Consider the following 18,751-nt stretch of genomic DNA (forward strand, 5'->3'; position numbering starts at 1 on the left):
ACAATCGCGGTTGATCCGCCCCACCGGGTGGGGCAGCGTGGCACCATCCCACGCAACCGCACCGCCGAGCCGAGGAAGGTCATGCCGACCACCACCCAGCACCGCAACACCGCCATCGACGAGACGGTGAACACCGCCGCCATCGAGGGACGAGCCCAGAGCGTCGCCCACCTGTTCCGCGACCGCGTCGCCAAGAGCCCGCAGGAGGAGGCGTTCCGCTTCGCCGAGGGCGGCCGGACCCAGACCTGGAGGTCGGTGACCTGGACCGAGGTGAGCGAGCGCGCGCACCGGCTCGCCGCCGGTCTCATCGCCCTCGGCGTCGACCCCGAGGACCGCGTCGCGATCGCCTCGTCCACCCGGTACGAGTGGGCCCTGGCCGACTTGGCCGTGATGTGCGCGGGCGGCGCGACGACGACGATCTACCCGACCACCATCGCGCCCGACGTGTCCTACATCGCGGCCAACTCCGGGAGCCTCGTCGTCTTCGCCGAGGATGACGAGCAGGTGGCCAAGCTGCGCGACCGCCGGGTCGACATGCCCGACGTGGCGCGGGTGGTCACCTTCACGGGGACCCCCGACGGTGACTGGGTGATCGGCCTCGACGAGCTCGAGGAGATGGGGGTCGAGCTGCTGGCGACCAACCCGACGGCCGTCGACGACCGGATCGATGCGCTGGCGCCCGACCGACTGGCGACGATCATCTACACCTCCGGCACCACGGGACGTCCCAAGGGCGTTCGGCTCACCCACGACGCGTGGGTGTACGAAGCGGCTGCGGTCGACGCGATCGGCATCCTGCGCCACGACGACCTGCAGTACCTCTGGCTGCCGTTGGCCCACGTCTTCGGCAAGGTCCTGCTGACCCTCCCGCTCCAGGTCGGCTTCCCGACCGCCATCGACGGCCGGGTCGACAAGATCGTCGACAACCTCGCCGTGGTCCAGCCCACCTTCATGGGTGCAGCACCGCGCATCTTCGAGAAGGCCTACGGCCGCATCACGACGATGATGGCCAAGGAGGGCGGCCTCAAGGAGAAGTTCTTCCTCTGGTCGGTCAGCGTGGGCCGCGACGTCGCCGCTATGCGTGCGCGCGGCGAGGAGCCCACGGGCATGCTCGCCAAGAAGCTGGCCCTGGCCGACAAGCTGGTCCTGCACAAGGTGCGTGGCCGGTTCGGCGGACGCATCCGGTTCTTCATCTCCGGTTCGGCCGCGCTCAACCACGACATCGCGAACTGGTTCGACTCGATCGGCCTGACCATCCTCGAGGGCTACGGCCTCACCGAGACCAGTGCGGCCTCGTTCGTGAACCGCCCGTCCTCCAACGAGATCGGCACCGTCGGCTGGGCGCTGCCGGGCACCGAGGCCAAGATCGCCGAGGACGGCGAGGTCCTGCTGCGCGGCCCCGGCATCATGCAGGGCTACCACAACAAGCCCGAGGAGACGGCCGAGACCAAGGATGCCGAGGGCTGGCTGCACACCGGTGACATCGGCGAGCTCGACGACCGTGGCTACCTCAAGATCACCGACCGCAAGAAGGACTTCTTCAAGACCTCCAGCGGCAAGTACGTCGCCCCGTCGATGATCGAGTCGAGCTTCAAGGGCATCTGCCCCTACGTCAGCCAGTTCATGGTCTACGGCGCCGACCACAACTTCGTCACCGCGCTGGTCACGCTCGACCCGGAGTCGATCCAGGACTGGGCCGCCAACCACGGCGTCTCGGGCTCCTACCGGGAGATCGTGACGTCGAAGGAGGCCCACGACATGGTGCAGGTCTACATCGACACCCTCAACGTCAACCTCAACCGTTGGGAGCAGATCAAGAAGTTCACGATCCTCGACCACGACCTGACCATCGAGGACGGCGACCTCACCCCCAGCCTCAAGCTGCGTCGCAAGGCCGTCAGCGAGAAGTACCAGACGATGCTCGACAGCCACTACGCGAGCTGATCGACCGACGCCGCCGTGGTCGCCGACGAGCGACCGCGGCGGCGTCGTCGTGCGGGCGCGTCGTCGTGTGGGCGGCCCGACTCGGTGTCAGCCGGGGTCCTCGCCCACCGGCGCCGGGTCCGACACGAGGGGGACGAACCGGTACCACCCCTGCTCCTGGACAGCCGGGCCATGCGGCATCGCCTGGACCCGGAGCATCCGGCCTGCCACGGGGATGACCATGACGCCGTCGGGCGCCAGCTGGGCCAGGAGCTCCTCGGGCAGCCGCTCGGGTGCGGCCGACACCAGGATGCGGTCGTACGGTGCCCCCGACGGCTTTCCCAGCACCCCGGGTTCGGCGGCCACCACGCGGGCCCACGGCATGCCTGCGGCCGCGACGTTCGCCGCACCGGCGGTCACCAGCTCCGGCACCCGCTCGACCCCCGTCACGCTCCCGCGCGGGCCGGTGAGCCAGCCGACCAGGGCGGTGGTCCAGCCCGACCCGGCACCCACGTCGAGCACCCGGTCACCCTCACGCACATCGAGCAGCTCAAGCATGCGGCGCACCGTCGTCGGCTGGCTGTTGGTCTGGCCGTGGCCGATCGGGAGCGGGGCGTCCCTGGACGCGTACGGCACCTGCGCCCGGGGCAGGAAGGAGGTGCGCGGTACCGCCTCCATCGCGGCCGCGACGCGGTCCTGCGCGCTCACCACCCCTTCAGTATGCGCGGCGCCCACCGCTGCAGATCACCGGTGGACGGCGGCGCGATGGCTCGTGGGGGCGGGGCCGTCGGGGCCCGGACCGATCGCGTGGGTCGCGACGGCGACCAGGAAGAGCAGGGCGAAGGCTGTCACCAGCCGGACCGTCGAGGCGTGCATGCCCTCGAGGACAGGAATGACGGCTGGGAGGATCCTGAAGCCGGTTCGGACGTTTTCGGCGGGGGAGCGATGCACCGTTACCCTTGACCCATCATGACCGACACCCCAGGCACCTCTGTCTTCGCCCGCCTCGAGCCGCTGCTCGAGCAGGTCAGCAAGCCCATCCAGTACGTCGGCGGTGAGCTCAACTCGACTGTCAAGGACTGGGACTGCGGCGGGTTCGGCCCCGGGGGCGAGGCCCTCACCACGCGCTGGGCGCTGATGTACCCCGACGCCTACGAGGTGGGCGTGCCCAACCAGGGCGTCATGATCCTCTACGAAGTGCTCAACGAGCGCGAGGACGCCCTGGCCGAGCGCACGTATGCCGTGTGGCCGGACCTCGAGGCCCTCATGCGTGAGTCGGGCGTGCCCCAGTTCACCGTCGACGCGCACCGCAGCATCCGTGACTTCGACGTCCTGGGCATGTCGTTCTCCACCGAGCTCGGCTACACCAACATGCTCACCGCGCTCGACCTCGCGGGCATCCCGTTGCACGCGGTCGACCGCAGCGACGAGGACCCGCTGGTGATCGCCGGCGGCCACGCGGCCTTCAACCCCGAGCCGATCGCCGACTTCGTCGACGCGGCCATCGTCGGTGACGGGGAGGAGGCCGTGCTCGCGGTCACCGACCTCATCGGCGCGTGGAAGGCGCAGGGCATGCCGGGCGGCCGCCGCGAGCTGCTGCTGCGGCTCGCCCGCACCGGCGGTGTCTACGTCCCGTCCCTCTACGACGTCTCGTACCTCTCGGACGGCCGCATCCAGCGCGTGGCCCCCAAGGCCGACGCCACCGGGGTGCCGTGGCGCGTCTCCAAGCACACCGTGATGGACCTCGACGCGTGGCCGTACCCCAAGCAGCCGCTGGTGCCGCTGGCGGAGTCGGTCCACGAGCGGATGTCCGTCGAGATCTTCCGGGGCTGCACCCGCGGCTGCCGTTTCTGCCAGGCCGGCATGATCACGCGACCCGTGCGGGAGCGAAGCATCACCGGCATCGGCGAGATGGTGGAACGCGGGCTCGCGGCGACGGGGTTCGAGGAGGTCGGCCTGCTGTCCCTGAGCTCGGCCGACCACTCCGAGATCGCCGACATCACCAAGGGCCTGGCCGACCGCTACGAGGGCACCCAGACGGGACTGTCGCTGCCGTCGACCCGGGTCGACGCGTTCAACATCGACCTCGCGAACGAGCTCACCCGCAACGGTCGGCGCTCCGGCCTGACGTTCGCCCCCGAGGGCGGCAGCGAGCGGATCCGCAAGGTCATCAACAAGATGGTGTCCGAGGAGGACCTCATCAGCACCGTCGCTGCTGCGTATGGTGCGGGCTGGCGCCAGGTGAAGCTCTACTTCATGTGCGGCCTGCCGACCGAGACCGACGAGGACGTCCTGCAGATCGCCGAGCTGGCCAAGAAGGTCATCGAGACCGGCCGGCAGGTCAGTGGTCGCCGCGACATCCGGTGCACCGTCTCCATCGGCGGGTTCGTGCCCAAGCCGCACACGCCGTTCCAGTGGTGCGGACAGCTCGGCGCGGAGGAGACCGACGCTCGCCTGGCCAAGCTGCGCGAGGCCATCCGGTCCGACCGCCGCTACGGTTCGTCGATCGGATTCCGTTACCACGACGGCAAACCCGGCATCGTTGAAGGACTCCTGTCCCGTGGCGACCGCCGCGTCGGACGGGTCATCGAGCAGGTCTGGCGCGACGGCGGCCGGTTCGACGGGTGGAGCGAGCACTTCTCCTACGAGCGGTGGATGTCCGCGGCCGACGCCGCGCTGGCCGACCTGCCCGTGGACGTGGCCTGGTACACCACGCGTGACCGCGCCGAGTCCGAGGTGCTTCCCTGGGACCACATCGACTCCGGTCTGGACAAGGAGTGGCTGTGGGCCGACTGGCAGGACGCGCTCGACGAGACCGAGGTCGACGACTGCCGCTGGACGCCCTGCTTCGACTGCGGCGTCTGCCCCCAGATGGGCACCGACATCGAGGTCGGGCCCACCGGCAAGACCTTGCTGCCCCTCACCGTCCTGGGCTCCGGCCGCGAGGCGATGCTGGAGGCACACACTCACTGAGTGCGGGCTGAGCGAGCGCTGGAGATCGGTGACATTTGTCATCGCAGGCGCATCTGCTCGCGGTGTCGAATGGGTACTGCCAGCAAGGGTCGCTCACATCGGCCCCCAATGGCAGGCGTGGTGCACGCGGTCGTCTCCTCCAGACCGCACACCCGTCGGTGGGACGGCCCCTTCACCGCCCCACCGGTGAGTGCCTCGGAACGCTCGTGCGGAGAGCTCTGAGGACAGCCGCCCGCTCGCCCCGGCTCTCGAGCCTGGGGTGAGCGGGCGGCATACCGCTGTCCGGGGCCGAAGCGGCACGATCTCGTGCGCATCGACCGCCGACCTCAGGCCATCGACTCCTTGCGCATGGCGCTCGCGAACCAGGGGGCGTGCAGGTCGAGGTAGCGCAGGTCGGACATGGCCGCCATCTGCTCCTCCCACGCCTGACGGGCGTCCTCGGGCATGGGCGTCACCTCACCGGCCCGGGCCTCGGCCTCGCTGCGGAACGCCACCGTCTCGGTGAACCAGCCGTCGGGCTCGATGGCGATCGTGCCGCCGATGATCTCGGGACGCTGCTCGTGCAGGGCGTCCATCGGCTGTTCCATGAAACTGCGGAACCTCCGGGGGTCAGCGACCCGGCCCTGCACGACCTGGACGAACCCGGCGTCGTCCGACCCGCCGTCGAGGAACATCATCGCGTCATCGCAGTCGTGGAAGGTCACCTCGCCGTCGAAGCAGGCCTTCATGCGTTGGAACCACGCGCCCTGCTCCGGCTTGGTGGAGTTCCTCGCCGCAGCCTCCCTGCTCTCGAACCGCACCACGCCGACGAACTCGCCGTCGTCGGTGATGCCGTAGGTCCCGCCGAGCCAACCCTCGGCCGTCGGGCCCATCGTCTCGCGCCACTCGTCGCTCAGCCGGTGCACCTGCTCGGCGTCCCGACACTTGCCTTGGATGATCTGGATGAACACCTCTCAACCCTCCGCTTCTCTGGCAGGGGCCGCTTCGTGCTGAAGTGGTCCACCTCCCGAAGTTACGCCGGGCCCATGCAGGCGTCACCGGACATAACGGGCCGTGCGCCGAGCGGCTCGGGCAGGCTCATGCGAAGAGGGCGCCGACCACCTCGCGGAAGACCTCGGTGTGCCGGTCGACGTCGGCGCGGGAGGTCTCCGGACACATGAGTGCCATGTTGTGGAACGGCGTCATCAGCACGCCGCGGTTGCACAGGGCGAGGTGCAGGTAGGCGTCGAGCTCGTCGTCGGCAGCGGCCGCGGACTCCTCACCGTTGCGTGGAGCCGGCCGGGTGAAGCGGTACTCGGCGCGGGCGCCCAGCTGCGCGACCGACCACGGGACGTCGAGCTCGTCGAAGGTCGCCTGGACCCCCGCCGTGAACGCGGTGGCCAGCTCGACCATGTGGGCGAACGCCTCCTGCGTCAGCACCTCACCCAGAGTCGCGCGCATCGCGGCGGTCGACAGCGCGTTGCCGGCCAGGGTGCCCCCCACGCCACCGACGTCGACGATGTCGGCCTCGCCCGCGTCGGTGTGGCGCGTCACGGCGGCCGCCACCTCCCGGCTGATCCCGTAGGCGCCGCAGGGGATCCCGCCGCCGATGGACTTGCCGATGACGAAGATGTCGGGCTCGAGGTCCCAGGCCCGGGTGGCCCCGCCCCAGCCCGCAGAGAAGGTGTGGGTCTCGTCGATGAGCAGCAGCGCACCGTGCTCGGTGGCGAGCTCACGAACCCGCTCGAGGAAGCCGTCCTCGGGTAGCACGATCCCGATGTTCGTCAGGGCCGGTTCGGTGAGGATGACCGCCACGTCGCCGTGGGCGAGCGCTGCCTCGACGGACTCGAGGTCGTTCCACGTCGCCACCCGCGTGGTGAGGTCGAGGTCGACCGGGGGTGCGACGTTGCCGGGACGGCTCTGCGCCTTGCCCTCGGGGCCGGGCAGCGCGAAGGCCTCGTCGACCGACCCGTGGTAGCAGTAGGCGAAGACCAGCACCTTGGGCTTGCCCGTCGCGAGGCGGGCCAGCCGGATGGCCCACCGGTTCGCGTCGGTGGCCGACAGGGTGAAGCTCCACAGCGGCATACCGAAGCGTCGCTCGAGCTCGGCGCCCACCCACTGGGCGTCGGCGGTCGGGAGCATCGTCGTGATGCCGCCCAGCTCACCCGCGCGCCGCTGCACCGCCTTGACGGTGGGTGCGGGGGAGTGGCCGGCCATCGCGGCGGTGTCGCCAAGGGCGAAGTCGATGTAGGAGTGGCCGTCGACGTCGGTCACCCGGTTGCCCGTCGCGTGGTCGAGGTAGAGCGGGAACCCGCCCGTCCACATGTTCATCCAGGTCATCGGCACCCGGCCGAAGAGGTTGTCCGCCTGCTCGAAGAGGGCTCGGCTGTGCGGGTGGTTCGTCGTGTATGCCGCCTGCTCGTCCGCGAGGAGGGAAGCCAGACGGGAGCGGTCCAGGGTTGCCATGGTCCAACGCTAGAGGTACGCGGGAGGTGCGGCAGGGGAGTGCGGATTCCGTAGGTGGTGGGCCTCGCCCCTAGGCTTGCCGACCATGGCTCGACAGCGCGTACCCGAAGGCCCGCCCCCCGCCCCGGCGGTGATGAAGCTGAGGATCAGGTATGCCAAGCGCGGCCGTCTGCGCTTCTCCTCCACCCGCGACTTCCAGCGGGCCCTCGAGCGGGCGCTGCGGCGGGCCGGGGTGCCGATGGCGTTCTCCGCCGGGTTCCACCCGCACCCCAAGGTCAGCTACGCGAACGCGGCACCGACGGGCACCGCCAGCGAGGCCGAGTACTTCGAGATCTCGGTGACCGAGCGGGTCGACACCGAGTCGCTGCGGGCCGCCCTCGACGAGGCGCTGCCCGAGGGGCTCGACGTCCTCGAGGTGGTCGAGGCCGCGCCGGGTTCGCTCGCCGACCGGCTGCAGGCCAGCGACTGGGTCATCGAGTTCCGCGGCGTCCCGATCGAGGAGGTCAGGGCCGCCGCGGATGAGCTGCTGGCCCGCGACCGCGTCGAGGTCAGCCGGACCTTCAAGACGGGCCCGCGGACCTTCGACGTGAGATCCGCCGTCGTGTCGTTGGACGTCAGCGCCTCTGAGGAGGCCGACTGTGCGATACTGCGAGTGGTCGTACGGCACACCACACCGGCCGTACGCCCCGACGACGTCCTGACCGCGCTGCGAGCAGTAACGGAGCTGGCGCCACCGACACCACCCCTGGTGACCCGACTGGCGCAAGGCCCCCTGCACTCCGCAACCGCTGGGGTGGCTGATCCACTGGCTGCCGACCAGAACGACGCCGGCGCCTGACCCGGTGCCGCGCGACCTGCGCGAGCCTCGTCGGACGTAAGCCAAACGACTTCCGTGTCGACAGCACCCGTTGCCGACACGACTGCACGCACCGCGCACCACGTGGCTGATCGGAAGGCCCTCCTGGGACCTTCGGGTGTGGCCCTCGCCTCGTGGGTGACGGAAGGGCGCCGAGATGGCCTCCACGGAAGACCAGTTCCCCACCACCGAAGGCACTGACGGCCCGGGCCACGCCCCGGCTGCTGCCGAGACCGCCGCACAGGGCAGCGGCTCACAGGGCACCGACGGGCAGACGTCTGACGGCGTCCCCGCCAAGGCGCCGGCCCGCAAGCGAGCCCCCCGCCGTGCCACGAAGAAGGCCTCCGCTCCCGCGCCGGTCGACGAGCACGCTCCCTCCGCCGTCGAGCCGGCGCCGATCGAAGCCGCAGCCATCGAGGTCGTGAGCGTCGGGACCGGCGACAGCAGCGAGGCGACCGGCATCCCCGCTGCCGCCACCGGCGACGACCCCGCTGGGGCTCCGGCCAAGAAGGCTGCCAAGAAGGCTGCCGTCAAGAAGACCGCCAAGAAGGCGGCTACCAAGCGCACCGCCAAGAAGGCGGCAGCCCCCGCCGAGACGGGCGCCGCCGTCATCGACGAGGGCGCGATGGACCTGCCGACCGATGCCGGCCTGACGGCGACGACCCAGCCCACCGAGTCCTCCACCAGCTCCTCGCTGGCCCCGGCGGAGCCGGTCCTTCCGGCCGTGTCCGAGGACGCGAGCGCCGAGGACACCGACGAGGAGGCCGAGGCGGCAGCTGCTGCCGAGGCCGCTGCCGCAGAGGCAGCCGCCGAAGCCACGGTCCCCAGCTTCGGGCTGCTCTTCCAGGCCCCGGACCCGGCCAAGGCGGCCCCGCGCCGTCGCCGGGCCAGCAGCGCAGCGGGCGCCCCTGCACCTGCCGCCGCCCCGCAGCCGACCCAGATCACCGAGCCCGACCCGGCGCAGTCGAGCGACCGGACCGAGGACGCCAAGGCGGACGGCGTCCAGGACGCGACCGAGGACGCCGGGCAGACAGACCAGCCGACCCCCTCGCGGCGCAGCCGTGGGCGCGGCCGTGGCCGTGGCTCGCGCGGTGCGTCCACCGAGGCCTCCGAGACCGCTCGTGACGACGAGCAGTCCGAGGACCAGGACAGCGCCTCGACCGACACCGACGCCGGTGACGACGAGTCGTCCTCGGAGGGTGGACGTCGCCGCCGCCGTCGTGGCGGCAAGGGCCGGGGCCGCGGCCGTGGCCCGGTCGACGCCGACAGCACCGACTCCTCCGACTCCGACACCTCTGACGACGACACCGACGAGCCGTCGTCCACCGGACCGGACACCGACGACGACCAGGGTGACGCCGAGAGCACCTCGAGCCGTCGCCGTCGTCGCCGCCGCCGCAGCGGTTCCTCCGCCGACAGCGAGGACCCGCCCGGCACGGTGACCAAGGTCCGCGAGGCCCGGCGCCAGAACGACGAGCCGCAGAGCGTCAAGGGCTCGACCCGCCTCGAGGCCAAGAAGCAGCGTCGTCGCGAGGGCCGCGAGGCCGGCCGTCGCCGCACGATCATCACCGAGGCGGAGTTCCTGGCCCGCCGCGAGAGCGTCGAGCGGGTCATGGTGGTCCGCGAGCGCGAGGGCCGCACCCAGATCGGTGTCCTCGAGGACGACGTGCTCGTCGAGCACTACGTCTCCCGCGAGACCAACGTGTCGATGGCCGGCAACATCTACCTCGGTCGCGTGCAGAATGTGCTCCCCTCGATGGAGGCCGCCTTCGTCGACATCGGCAAGGGCCGCAACGCGGTGCTGTACGCCGGTGAGGTCAACTGGGATGCCGCGGGCCTGGACAACAACGCGCCCAAGCGCATCGAGAACGCGCTCAAGTCGGGTGACTCCGTGCTCGTGCAGGTCACCAAGGACCCGATCGGCCACAAGGGCGCCCGCCTCACCAGCCAGATCTCGCTGCCGGGCCGCTACCTGGTCTACGTGCCCGAGGGCAGCATGACGGGCATCTCCCGCAAGCTCCCGGACACCGAGCGCGCCCGCCTCAAGGGCATCCTCAAGGAGGTCGTGCCGGACCGCGCGGGGGTCATCGTGCGTACCGCTGCCGAGGGGGCGAGCGAGGAGGAGCTGCGCGCCGACGTCGAGCGGCTGACCAAGACGTGGGAGAAGATCAAGGCCAAGGCCGACTCCAAGTCCGGCGGCAAGGGCAAGGGCGCTGCCCCGGTCCTCGTCCACGGCGAGCCCGACCTCACCGTCCGCGTCATCCGCGACGTCTTCAACGAGGACTTCACGTCGTTGGTGGTCGCTGGCGACCAGGCGTACGGCGAGGTCAGCGACTACCTCGGCGACGTCGCCCCCGACCTGGCCGAGCGGCTGCACAAGTGGACCTCCGAGGAGGACCTGTTCACCCACTACCGGGTGGACGAGCAGATCGCCAAGGCCATGGACCGCAAGGTCTGGCTGCCCTCCGGTGGCTCCCTGGTCATCGACCGCACCGAGGCGATGACGGTCGTCGACGTCAACACCGGCAAGTTCGTCGGCTCCGGGGGCAACCTCGAGGAGACGGTCACCAAGAACAACATCGAGGCGGCCGAGGAGATCGTGCGACAGCTCCGGCTGCGCGACATCGGCGGCATCATCGTCATCGACTTCATCGACATGGTCCTGGAGAGCAACCGCGACCTCGTGGTGCGGCGCCTCCTCGAGTGCCTGGGTCGGGACCGCACCAAGCACCAGGTCGCCGAGGTCACCTCGCTCGGCCTGGTCCAGATGACGCGCAAGCGCGTGGGCTCCGGCCTCATCGAGGTGTTCTCCGAGAACTGCGAGCACTGCGGCGGTCGCGGGATCATCGTGCACGCCGACCCGGTCGACAAGTCGTCGGGTGACCACGGTGGCTCGTCCTCCGGCGGTCCGGCCCAACGCAGCGGCTCGGCCGGCGCGGGCGACGGCAGCACGCGCAGCCGTCGTGGCGGGCGTTCCGGCGACGGTGACGGCGTGCGCAGTGGACAGGCACAGGCCGGTCAGGGTTCCTCGGGCTCCCAGGGCTCGGAGACCGGGACCCCGGTGCACTCCGGCCCCACCCCGGCCCAGATCGCCGCTGCCGCCCACGCCGCCGCGCTGAAGTCGGCGGGGGAGCACCATGACGAGGACGCCCTGCTGGCCGTGCCGGCGCAGGACGAGCCCGTGGTCGAGGTGCGCGAGGCCAACAACCAGGACGCCGGTGCCGCGATCGAGGCCACGCCTGAGGTGGCCGAGGCCGCGTCCGAGGCGACGCCGCAGGAGGCTGCACCCGTCGCGCAGGAGGCACCTGCTGCCGCGCCGGCGCAGGCACCTGCTGCTGCCGTGGAGCCGACGCCCGCTCCGGTCGTCGACGTGGCCGAACCGGCTGCCGCAGCCGCTCCCAAGCGTCGTCGCCGCGGGCGGGTCGTCGCTCCGGCGGGACCGCCACGGCCGGTCGGCGACGAGGCTCCCGCCGCAGCAGTCGCGTCCGACTCCTGATCGGGACCGGTCTGCCCTGCCGAGCCGGTTTGGTCGGCAGGGCAACCACCCGGTATTCTCAGGCCTTGGTGCGCCCACCGCTCTGATGTCCGTGTCTCGACCCAGGTCGAGCTCGGGTAGCTATCGGACGGTCCAGACAGAGAGCGCGTGCCTCCCGAAGTACGAAAGAGAGTTCCACGTGTACGCGATTGTTCGCGCTGGTGGTCGCCAGGAGAAGGTTTCCGTTGGCGATGTCCTCATCATCGACAAGGTCAAGGGCAACGCTGGCGACAGCATCGACCTGACCCCCCTCCTCCTCGTTGACGGCTCGACCGTGACCAGCGACGCTGCCAAGCTCGCCAAGGTCACCGTCAAGGCCGAGGTCGTGAAGCCCACCAAGGGCCCCAAGATCACGATCATGAAGTTCAAGAACAAGACGGGTTACCGCAAGCGTCAGGGCCACCGTCAGCACTCGACCCAGGTCAAGATCATCTCGATCGACGCCTGAGTCGGCACCCTTTTCGGATCCCAGAGACTTAGCAGAAGGCAGGCACTGACATGGCACACAAGAAGGGTGCGTCCTCGACCCGTAACGGTCGCGACAGCAACTCCCAGCGACTCGGCGTGAAGCGCTTCGGCGGCCAGCTCGTCAACGCGGGCGAGATCATCGTCCGCCAGCGCGGCACGCACTTCCACCCCGGTGAGGGCGTCGGCCGTGGCGGCGACGACACGCTGTTCGCGCTCGTCGCCGGCAACGTGGAGTTCGGCACCAAGCGTCGCCGCAAGGTCGTCAACATCGTCCCGCTCGAGACCGCGGACGCCAGCTGACTTTCGGTATGCCGCGTGGCCCGGCCGCGCTCCATACCTCCCAGAAGGGGGCGGGCCTGACCAGGGCCCGCCCCCTTCTGTTGTCCGCCACGGCGCACGACCCCCAGTACGTCCCCTCCTAGACTCGGGGACGGCCCGACCAGATCAGAGAGAAGAGCCCCATGACCAGCTTCGTCGACCGCGTCGTGCTGCACGTCGCCGCGGGCGACGGTGGCCACGGCGTTGCTTCCGTCAAGCGTGAGAAGTTCAAGCCCCTCGGTGGACCCGACGGCGGCAACGGTGGTCGCGGAGGCGACATCATCCTGCGGGTCGACCCCCAGGCGACGACGCTGCTCGACTACCACCACCACCCCCACCGCAAGGCGACCAACGGCAAGCCCGGCGCCGGTGACGAGCGCAACGGCGCCGACGGCGGCGACCTGGTCCTGCCCGTCCCGCCCGGCACCGTCGTCAAGGACGGCGACGGCAACGTCCTCGCCGACCTCGTCGGCCAGGACGCGGAGTTCGTCGCGGCCAAGGGTGGCCGTGGCGGCCTCGGCAACAAGGCCCTCTCGTCGGCCCGGCGCAAGGCCCCTGGTTTCGCGCTCCTCGGTGAGCCCGGCGACTCCGGCGACATCCTGCTCGAGCTCAAGTCGCTCGCGGACGTCGCCCTCATCGGCTTCCCCTCGGCCGGCAAGTCCTCGCTGGTGTCGGTGCTGTCGGCCGCCCGGCCCAAGATCGCCGACTACCCGTTCACGACCCTGGTGCCCAACCTCGGTGTGGTGCAGGCGGGCGAGTTCCGGTTCACCGTCGCCGACGTCCCCGGGCTGATCCCCGGAGCGAGCCAGGGCAAGGGCCTCGGCCTGGAGTTCCTGCGCCACGTCGAGCGCTGCTCGGTGCTCGTGCACGTCATCGACTGCGCGACCCTCGAGCCCGGCCGCGACCCGATGACCGACCTCGAGGTGATCGAGGAGGAGCTCGCGCAGTACGTCCCGGACGAGACCCTCGGTGGCCGCCCGCTGGCCGAGCGCACCCGCATCGTGGTCCTCAACAAGGCCGACGTCCCCGAGGCGCACGAGCTGGCCGAGATGGTCAAGCCCGACCTCGAGGCGCGTGGCATCGAGGTGTTCGTCGTGTCCGCGGTGGCCCACACCGGCCTGCGCGAGCTGATGTTCGCGATGTCCCGCCACGTCAGCGAGGCCCGCAAGGAGCTGGAGATCGCCACGGCGACCCCCAAGCGCGTCGTCATCCGGCCGAAGTCGGTCGACGACAGCGGCTTCAAGATCATCCGCGAGAACACCCCTGACGGCGAGGTCTTCCGCATCGACGGCGAGCGCCCGACCCGCTGGGTGCGCCAGACCGACTTCTCCAACGACGAGGCCGTCGGCTACCTCGCCGACCGTCTCGGCCGCCTCGGCGTCGAGGACGCGCTGTTCAAGGCGGGTGCGGTGGCCGGTGCCACGGTGCTCATCGGCCCCAAGGACAACGCGGTCGTCTTCGACTGGGAGCCCACCCTCATCGCCGGTGCCGAGCTGCTCGGTCAGCGCGGTACGGACCTGCGCCTCGAGGAGGCCACGCGTCCGACCCGTGAGGACAAGCGCGCCGACTACGCCGACCGCCGGGCTGCCCGCACGGCCGCCCGTGCGGAGCTGGCCGAGGAGCGCAAGGCCGGCCACTGGGCCACGGCCAAGAGCGAGGACGTCGAGGACTCCGAGGACTCCGAGGACTCCCGGGAATGAGCGTGGCCGACCGCCGGCGCGACGTGGCTCGCGCCCGCCGCCTGGTGGTCAAGGTCGGTTCATCGTCGCTCACCACCCCCGGTGGTGGGTCCCTCGACGAGGTCCGGCTCGTCGAGGTGGTCGATGCGCTCGCGCAGCGACGCCTCGCCGGCCAACAGGTCGTCCTCGTGTCCTCGGGGGCCATCGCGGCAGGGATCGGTCCGCTCGGGCTGGTCCGCCGTCCCGGTGACCTCGCGACGCAGCAGGCCGCGGCCAGCGTGGGCCAGGGCGCCCTCGTGGCCGCCTACCAGCGTGCCTTCGGTGCGCACGGGCTCACCGTCGGCCAGGTGCTCCTCACGGCCGATGACGTGACCCGTCGCTCCCACTACACGAACGCCAAGCGCACCCTCGACCGCCTGCTCGAGCTCGGCATCGTGCCCATCGTCAACGAGAACGACACCGTGGCCACCCACGAGATCAGGTTCGGGGACAACGACCGCCTCGCCGCCCTCGTGGCCCACCTGGTCCACGCGGACGGCCTGCTGCTGCTCACCGACGTGGATGCCCTGTATGACGGGCCGCCGAGTCGCGCGGGCAGCCGGCGAGTGCCGTCGGTCGTCGGGGGAGCCGGGCTCGACCAGATGGTCATCGGTGGGACGGGGTCCAGCATCGGCAGCGGCGGCATGCTCACGAAGGTGGAGGCAGCGACCATCGCCAACGCTGCCGGCATCACCACGGTGCTCACGAGCGCCGACCGCATCGGCCCCGCGCTGGACGGCGACGACGTCGGCACGGTGTTCGTCCCCACCGGTTCGCGACGCACCTCCCGCAAGCTCTGGCTGGAGCACGCGACCACCCCGCGTGGCCGGCTGCTGCTCGACCCGGGTGCCGTGCGGGCGGTGACCGAGCGCCGTACCTCGCTGCTGCCCGCCGGGATCACCGCGGTGGAGGGCACCTTCGCCGACGGCGACGCCGTCGACCTGTGCGCCCCCGAGGGCACGGTCATCGCCCGGGGACTGGTCAACTACACCTCGGCCGAGCTGCCGGGCATGCTCGGGCGGTCCACCCGCGACCTGGCCAGGGAGCTGGGGCCCGAGTACGAGCGCGAGGTCGTCCACCGCGACGACCTGGTCCTGCTCTGACGACTTCTGCTCTGACGCCGGCTGCAGCGTGACCCGACGGGTCCCCGGAGACGCTCAGCGGACCGGGATGCCCACGACCTGCCCGGTCGTCCTGGGCACGACCGAGCCGCTCACGAGGTTGATGACCGTGCGGGCGACCAGGGGCGTGTCGAGCACCACGTCCACGATGCGCACCTGGGCGATCGCGGGGCACGCCTGGTCCTTGGCTGCCGCTTTCCGGGGGATCGGCACGACCGCGACGACGACGGCCGTGGCGGAGGCGTACTGCTCGGCGCGGTAGTCCGCGCCGCACGGCCCCGGCTGGTCGGGCGCTCCACTGAAGTGCAGGCGCAGGGTCCTCGCGTCGCCGCCGGCGCTGAAGGAGTCCACCACCGGTCCGTCGCCGGGCTCCGGAGAGGTGGTCGTGAGGGGAGCCGAGGGCACGAGGCCCGAGTCGGGGACGGCGACCCGCAGGACCGTCACGGCGGTGCCCGCGAACGAGAAGCGCCAGGCCGGCACGGTGGTCGTGCCCGAGGACGTGCGGACCTGCATCGTCGTGAGCCGAGCCCTGGTCACCTGCAGGTCGGTGCAGGCGTTGCAGTCCGTCCGGTGGCTCGTCATGGAGGCGAGCGCATCCCGCGCCGACATGATCGCTGTGGTCGTTCGGTGCCCCGTCCCGTCGACCACCGTCCCGGTGCGGTCGGCATCCGGAAGGGCCACCGCGGACGTCAGGTGACTGGCGAGGAGCGCCTGCTTGTCGTTGTCCCCGACGGCCGTCTCCCAGTCGCCGACCTGCCGCACGAGCTGGTCGGGCGCCAACGCGAGGGAGGGAGGGTCGGTGGTCTTCTTCGCGGCGGCGAAGCGGTCGAGCAGCTGCGCCGCCCTGGTGGCCCGGGCCCGGTCGGCGGGGGCGCCGGGTGACGGTGCCCCCGTGCCCGTACCGCTGCCGCAAGCGGTGAGGAGCGCAGCACTCAGGGCGGCGGCCGCCAGCACCTTCGGGCCCGGCAGGGTGCGGGGGTGCGGGCGCGCGTCAACGAAGGTCGGACTCATGTGGGTGGGACGTCGTCCGCGACCCGAAGGTTGCCCACCCAGCAAAGGTTGCTGCCCAGGCCCCAGGCAACAACCTGTCCCCACGGCAGGAACATCACCTAGCAGAGGTTGCTGCAGGGGGGGCGGGGACCAGTCGGGTGAGACGGGGAGGCCTTAGCGGACCTGGGTGACCTCGAACTGCATCCGCGGGTGGGCCAGGGCCTCCTGCGACTGCACCAGCTGCAGCTCGCGCTCACCCGAGTCCAGGGTCGTCCGCAGCAGGTCGAAGACGCTGCTGGACGTGCGCGCCAGGGCGACGGCCGGGTCGCCGGTCTCGAGCAGGTGGGCAGTGAACAGTGCGGCTGTGACGTCGCCAGAACCGTTGGCCTTCATGGGAAGTCGTGGCGTCTGCACGATCCACGCCCCGTCGCCGGTGACGGCCATCATCTCGATGGTGTCCTCCGGTGCATCCGGACGTTCGACGCTGGTCACGAGGACCGTCGAGGGGCCCATCGCCCGGGCCAGGTCGACCGACGCGAGCGTCTCCTCGATGGTCCGCGGCTCGGTGCCGGTGAGGAACCCGAGCTCGAACTGGTTCGGGGTGATGACGTCCGCGGCCGGCACGACGCGCTCGCGCAGCAGCACCGGGATGGCCGGGTGGACGAAGCAGCCGCTCTTGGCGTTGCCCATCACCGGGTCGCACGCGTAGATCGCGTCGGGGTTGGCGGCCTTGACCTTGGCCACCGCGTCGAGGATGACGTCTCCGATCTCCTCACCGCCCTGGTACCCGGACAGCACCGCCGCAACGTTCTGGAAGGCCCCGCGCTCCTCGACGCCCTGGATCACCGCTCGCACGTCGTCGGCGGGCATGAGCGGACCGCGCCACGCGCCGTACCCGGTGTGGTTGGAGAAGTGCACGGTGTGCACCGGCCAGACCTCGACGCCGAGACGCTGGAGGGGGAAGACGGCGGCGCTGTTGCCGACGTGGCCGTACGCGACGGAGGACTGGATCGACAGGATGCTCACCCGGCCATTCAACCAGTGGTCCGGGAGGTGGGCGTCGTGACCGCATGCCGGACGGTGCGGCCTACCCTTGGACCATGGCTGAGATCGATCCCGCCGCCGTCGCGCAGGTCGCCGAGGCGGCTCGCGCCGCCCGCACCGCGTCACGCCGGCTCGCGCTGCTGTCCCGCGCCGACAAGGACGCCGCTCTGCGCGCCCTCGCCGATGACCTCGACGCGGCCACCGACCGCATCGTCGCCGCCAACGCCGAGGACCTGGGGCGCGGCCGAGAGTCCGGTATGGCGCAGGGCCTGCTCGACCGTCTCGCCCTCACCCCCGAACGGGTGGCCGACGTCGCCCAGGCGTTGCGCGACGTCGCCGCCCTGCCCGACCCGGTGGGGGAGGTCGTGCGTGGCTCCACGCTCGCCAACGGCCTGCAGATCCGCCAGGTGCGCGTCCCGATGGGGGTCGTCGGCATGGTCTACGAAGCGCGCCCGAACGTGACGGTCGATGCCGCCGGCCTGGGCCTGAAGTCCGGCAACGCCGTCATCCTGCGCGGTGGCTCGGCTGCTGCCTCCACCAACCGCGCCCTGGTCGACGTCCTGCGCGAGGGTCTCGTCGCCCAGGGCCTGCCCGCGGAGTCGGTCACCCTGCTCGAGGGGGGACGGGACGCGGTGCGTGCCCTGCTCACCGCCCGCGGTCTGGTCGACCTGATCATCCCGCGCGGGGGCGCGGGGCTGATCCAGACCGTCGTCACCGAGTCGACCGTTCCCGTCATCGAGACCGGCGTGGGCAACTGCCACGTCTACGTCGACGCCGCGGCAGACCTCGACAAGGCGCTCGCGATCGCCGTCAACGCCAAGACCCACCGCCCCAGCGTCTGCAACGCCGCCGAGTCGCTGCTGGTCCACCAGTCCGTCGCCGCGGACTTCCTGCCCAAGGTGCTCGCGGAGCTGTCGCGGGCCGGGGTCGTCCTGCACACCGACGACGCCTCGGGCGCTGCCGCCGAGTCCGCCGGGGTGCCCCACGAGGCCGCGACAGACGAGGACTGGGGCACCGAGTACCTCGCGCTCGAGATGAGCGTGCGGGTCGTGCCGGACCTCGACACCGCCATGGAGCACATCCGCGTGTACGGCTCGGGGCACACCGAGGCCATCGTCACCGAGGACCGGGGCGCGGCCCGCCGGTTCACCAGCGAGGTCGACGCGGCCGTGGTCATGGTCAACGCCTCGACGAGGTTCACTGACGGCGGCGAGTTCGGCTTCGGCGCCGAGATCGGCATCTCCACGCAGAAGCTGCACGCGCGCGGGCCGATGGCGCTGCCGGAGCTGACGACGACCAAGTGGGTCGTCGAGGGTGACGGACAGGTCCGCGGCTGAGACGGCTGCACGCCAGCCCACGC

The 18,751-nt window shown here is 71.2% G+C and carries 15 protein-coding genes; 9 read left to right on the forward strand and 6 right to left on the reverse strand.

Features of this window, described 5'->3' with window-relative positions:
- Positions 1 to 81 precede the first annotated feature (81 nt).
- Positions 82 to 1,944: an AMP-dependent synthetase/ligase gene (locus tag ABEG17_RS14565; protein ID WP_406830195.1), complete on the forward strand. Its 1,863-nt coding sequence runs from the start codon at positions 82 to 84 to the stop codon at positions 1,942 to 1,944.
- An 87-nt stretch (positions 1,945 to 2,031) separates the two neighbouring features.
- Here the strand turns inward: ABEG17_RS14565 and ABEG17_RS14570 are convergent, their stop codons facing one another.
- Positions 2,032 to 2,634 carry a protein-L-isoaspartate O-methyltransferase family protein gene (locus tag ABEG17_RS14570; protein ID WP_406830196.1) on the reverse strand — a complete coding sequence of 201 codons (603 nt, stop codon included), beginning with the start codon at positions 2,632 to 2,634 and terminating at the stop codon, positions 2,032 to 2,034.
- A gap of 33 nt (positions 2,635 to 2,667) precedes the next feature.
- A complete protein-coding gene (locus tag ABEG17_RS14575; protein ID WP_406830197.1) occupies positions 2,668 to 2,799 on the reverse strand; it encodes a hypothetical protein in 132 nt (43 codons plus the stop codon).
- A gap of 93 nt (positions 2,800 to 2,892) precedes the next feature.
- Here ABEG17_RS14575 and ABEG17_RS14580 point away from each other — a divergent pair, with 93 nt between their 5' ends.
- Positions 2,893 to 4,896, forward strand: a complete 2,004-nt coding sequence (locus ABEG17_RS14580) for a TIGR03960 family B12-binding radical SAM protein (protein ID WP_406830198.1) — start codon at positions 2,893 to 2,895, stop codon at positions 4,894 to 4,896.
- Between the two features lie 326 nt (positions 4,897 to 5,222).
- On the opposite strand, the gene ABEG17_RS14585 is transcribed toward ABEG17_RS14580, so the two are convergent.
- Together ABEG17_RS14585 and ABEG17_RS14590 are read right to left on the reverse strand one after the other, a co-directional pair.
- Complete coding sequence (locus tag ABEG17_RS14585; protein ID WP_406830199.1) at positions 5,223 to 5,846, reverse strand: hypothetical protein; 624 nt, start codon at positions 5,844 to 5,846, stop codon at positions 5,223 to 5,225.
- A gap of 127 nt (positions 5,847 to 5,973) precedes the next feature.
- Positions 5,974 to 7,341, reverse strand: a complete 1,368-nt coding sequence (locus tag ABEG17_RS14590; RefSeq protein WP_406830200.1) for a transaminase — start codon at positions 7,339 to 7,341, stop codon at positions 5,974 to 5,976.
- Positions 7,342 to 7,426: 85 nt separating this feature from the next.
- On the opposite strand from ABEG17_RS14590, the gene ABEG17_RS14595 reads away from it, so the two are divergent.
- The 6 genes from ABEG17_RS14595 (at position 7,427) to proB (ending at position 15,339) form a co-directional block, all read left to right on the forward strand.
- Positions 7,427 to 8,179: a TIGR03936 family radical SAM-associated protein gene (locus ABEG17_RS14595; RefSeq protein WP_406830201.1), complete on the forward strand. Its 753-nt coding sequence runs from the start codon at positions 7,427 to 7,429 to the stop codon at positions 8,177 to 8,179.
- 175 nt (positions 8,180 to 8,354) lie between these two features.
- Positions 8,355 to 11,693 (forward strand): ribonuclease E/G, encoded by a 3,339-nt coding sequence (locus tag ABEG17_RS14600; RefSeq protein WP_406830202.1) that lies wholly within the window; start codon positions 8,355 to 8,357, stop codon positions 11,691 to 11,693.
- A gap of 178 nt (positions 11,694 to 11,871) precedes the next feature.
- Positions 11,872 to 12,180, forward strand: coding sequence for a 50S ribosomal protein L21 (gene rplU, locus ABEG17_RS14605; RefSeq protein ID WP_406830203.1), 309 nt, complete (start codon positions 11,872 to 11,874; stop codon positions 12,178 to 12,180).
- Positions 12,181 to 12,230: 50 nt separating this feature from the next.
- Entirely contained in the window at positions 12,231 to 12,500 is a 270-nt protein-coding gene (gene rpmA, locus ABEG17_RS14610; RefSeq protein WP_056915056.1) for a 50S ribosomal protein L27, read from the forward strand.
- A gap of 161 nt (positions 12,501 to 12,661) precedes the next feature.
- A complete protein-coding gene (gene obgE, locus ABEG17_RS14615; protein ID WP_406830204.1) occupies positions 12,662 to 14,218 on the forward strand; it encodes a GTPase ObgE in 1,557 nt (518 codons plus the stop codon).
- On the forward strand, positions 14,215 to 15,339 hold the full coding sequence (gene proB / locus ABEG17_RS14620; protein ID WP_406830205.1) for a glutamate 5-kinase: 1,125 nt from the start codon (positions 14,215 to 14,217) through the stop codon (positions 15,337 to 15,339). Before obgE ends, proB begins: the two co-directional genes overlap by 4 nt.
- Before the next feature lie 54 nt (positions 15,340 to 15,393).
- Here the strand turns inward: proB and ABEG17_RS14625 are convergent, their stop codons facing one another.
- Together ABEG17_RS14625 and pdxY are read right to left on the reverse strand one after the other, a co-directional pair.
- Positions 15,394 to 16,368: a hypothetical protein gene (locus ABEG17_RS14625; RefSeq protein WP_406830206.1), complete on the reverse strand. Its 975-nt coding sequence runs from the start codon at positions 16,366 to 16,368 to the stop codon at positions 15,394 to 15,396.
- 153 nt (positions 16,369 to 16,521) lie between these two features.
- The gene (pdxY, locus tag ABEG17_RS14630) at positions 16,522 to 17,373 is read right to left on the reverse strand and encodes a pyridoxal kinase PdxY (protein WP_406830207.1); all 852 of its coding nucleotides are present in this window, start codon (positions 17,371 to 17,373) and stop codon (positions 16,522 to 16,524) included.
- Between the two features lie 74 nt (positions 17,374 to 17,447).
- Here pdxY and ABEG17_RS14635 point away from each other — a divergent pair, with 74 nt between their 5' ends.
- Entirely contained in the window at positions 17,448 to 18,728 is a 1,281-nt protein-coding gene (locus ABEG17_RS14635; protein WP_406830208.1) for a glutamate-5-semialdehyde dehydrogenase, read from the forward strand.
- Positions 18,729 to 18,751 lie beyond the last annotated feature (23 nt).

It is taken from the genome of Pedococcus sp. KACC 23699, from assembly GCF_045348425.1.
GTDB lineage: Bacteria > Actinomycetota > Actinomycetes > Actinomycetales > Dermatophilaceae > Pedococcus.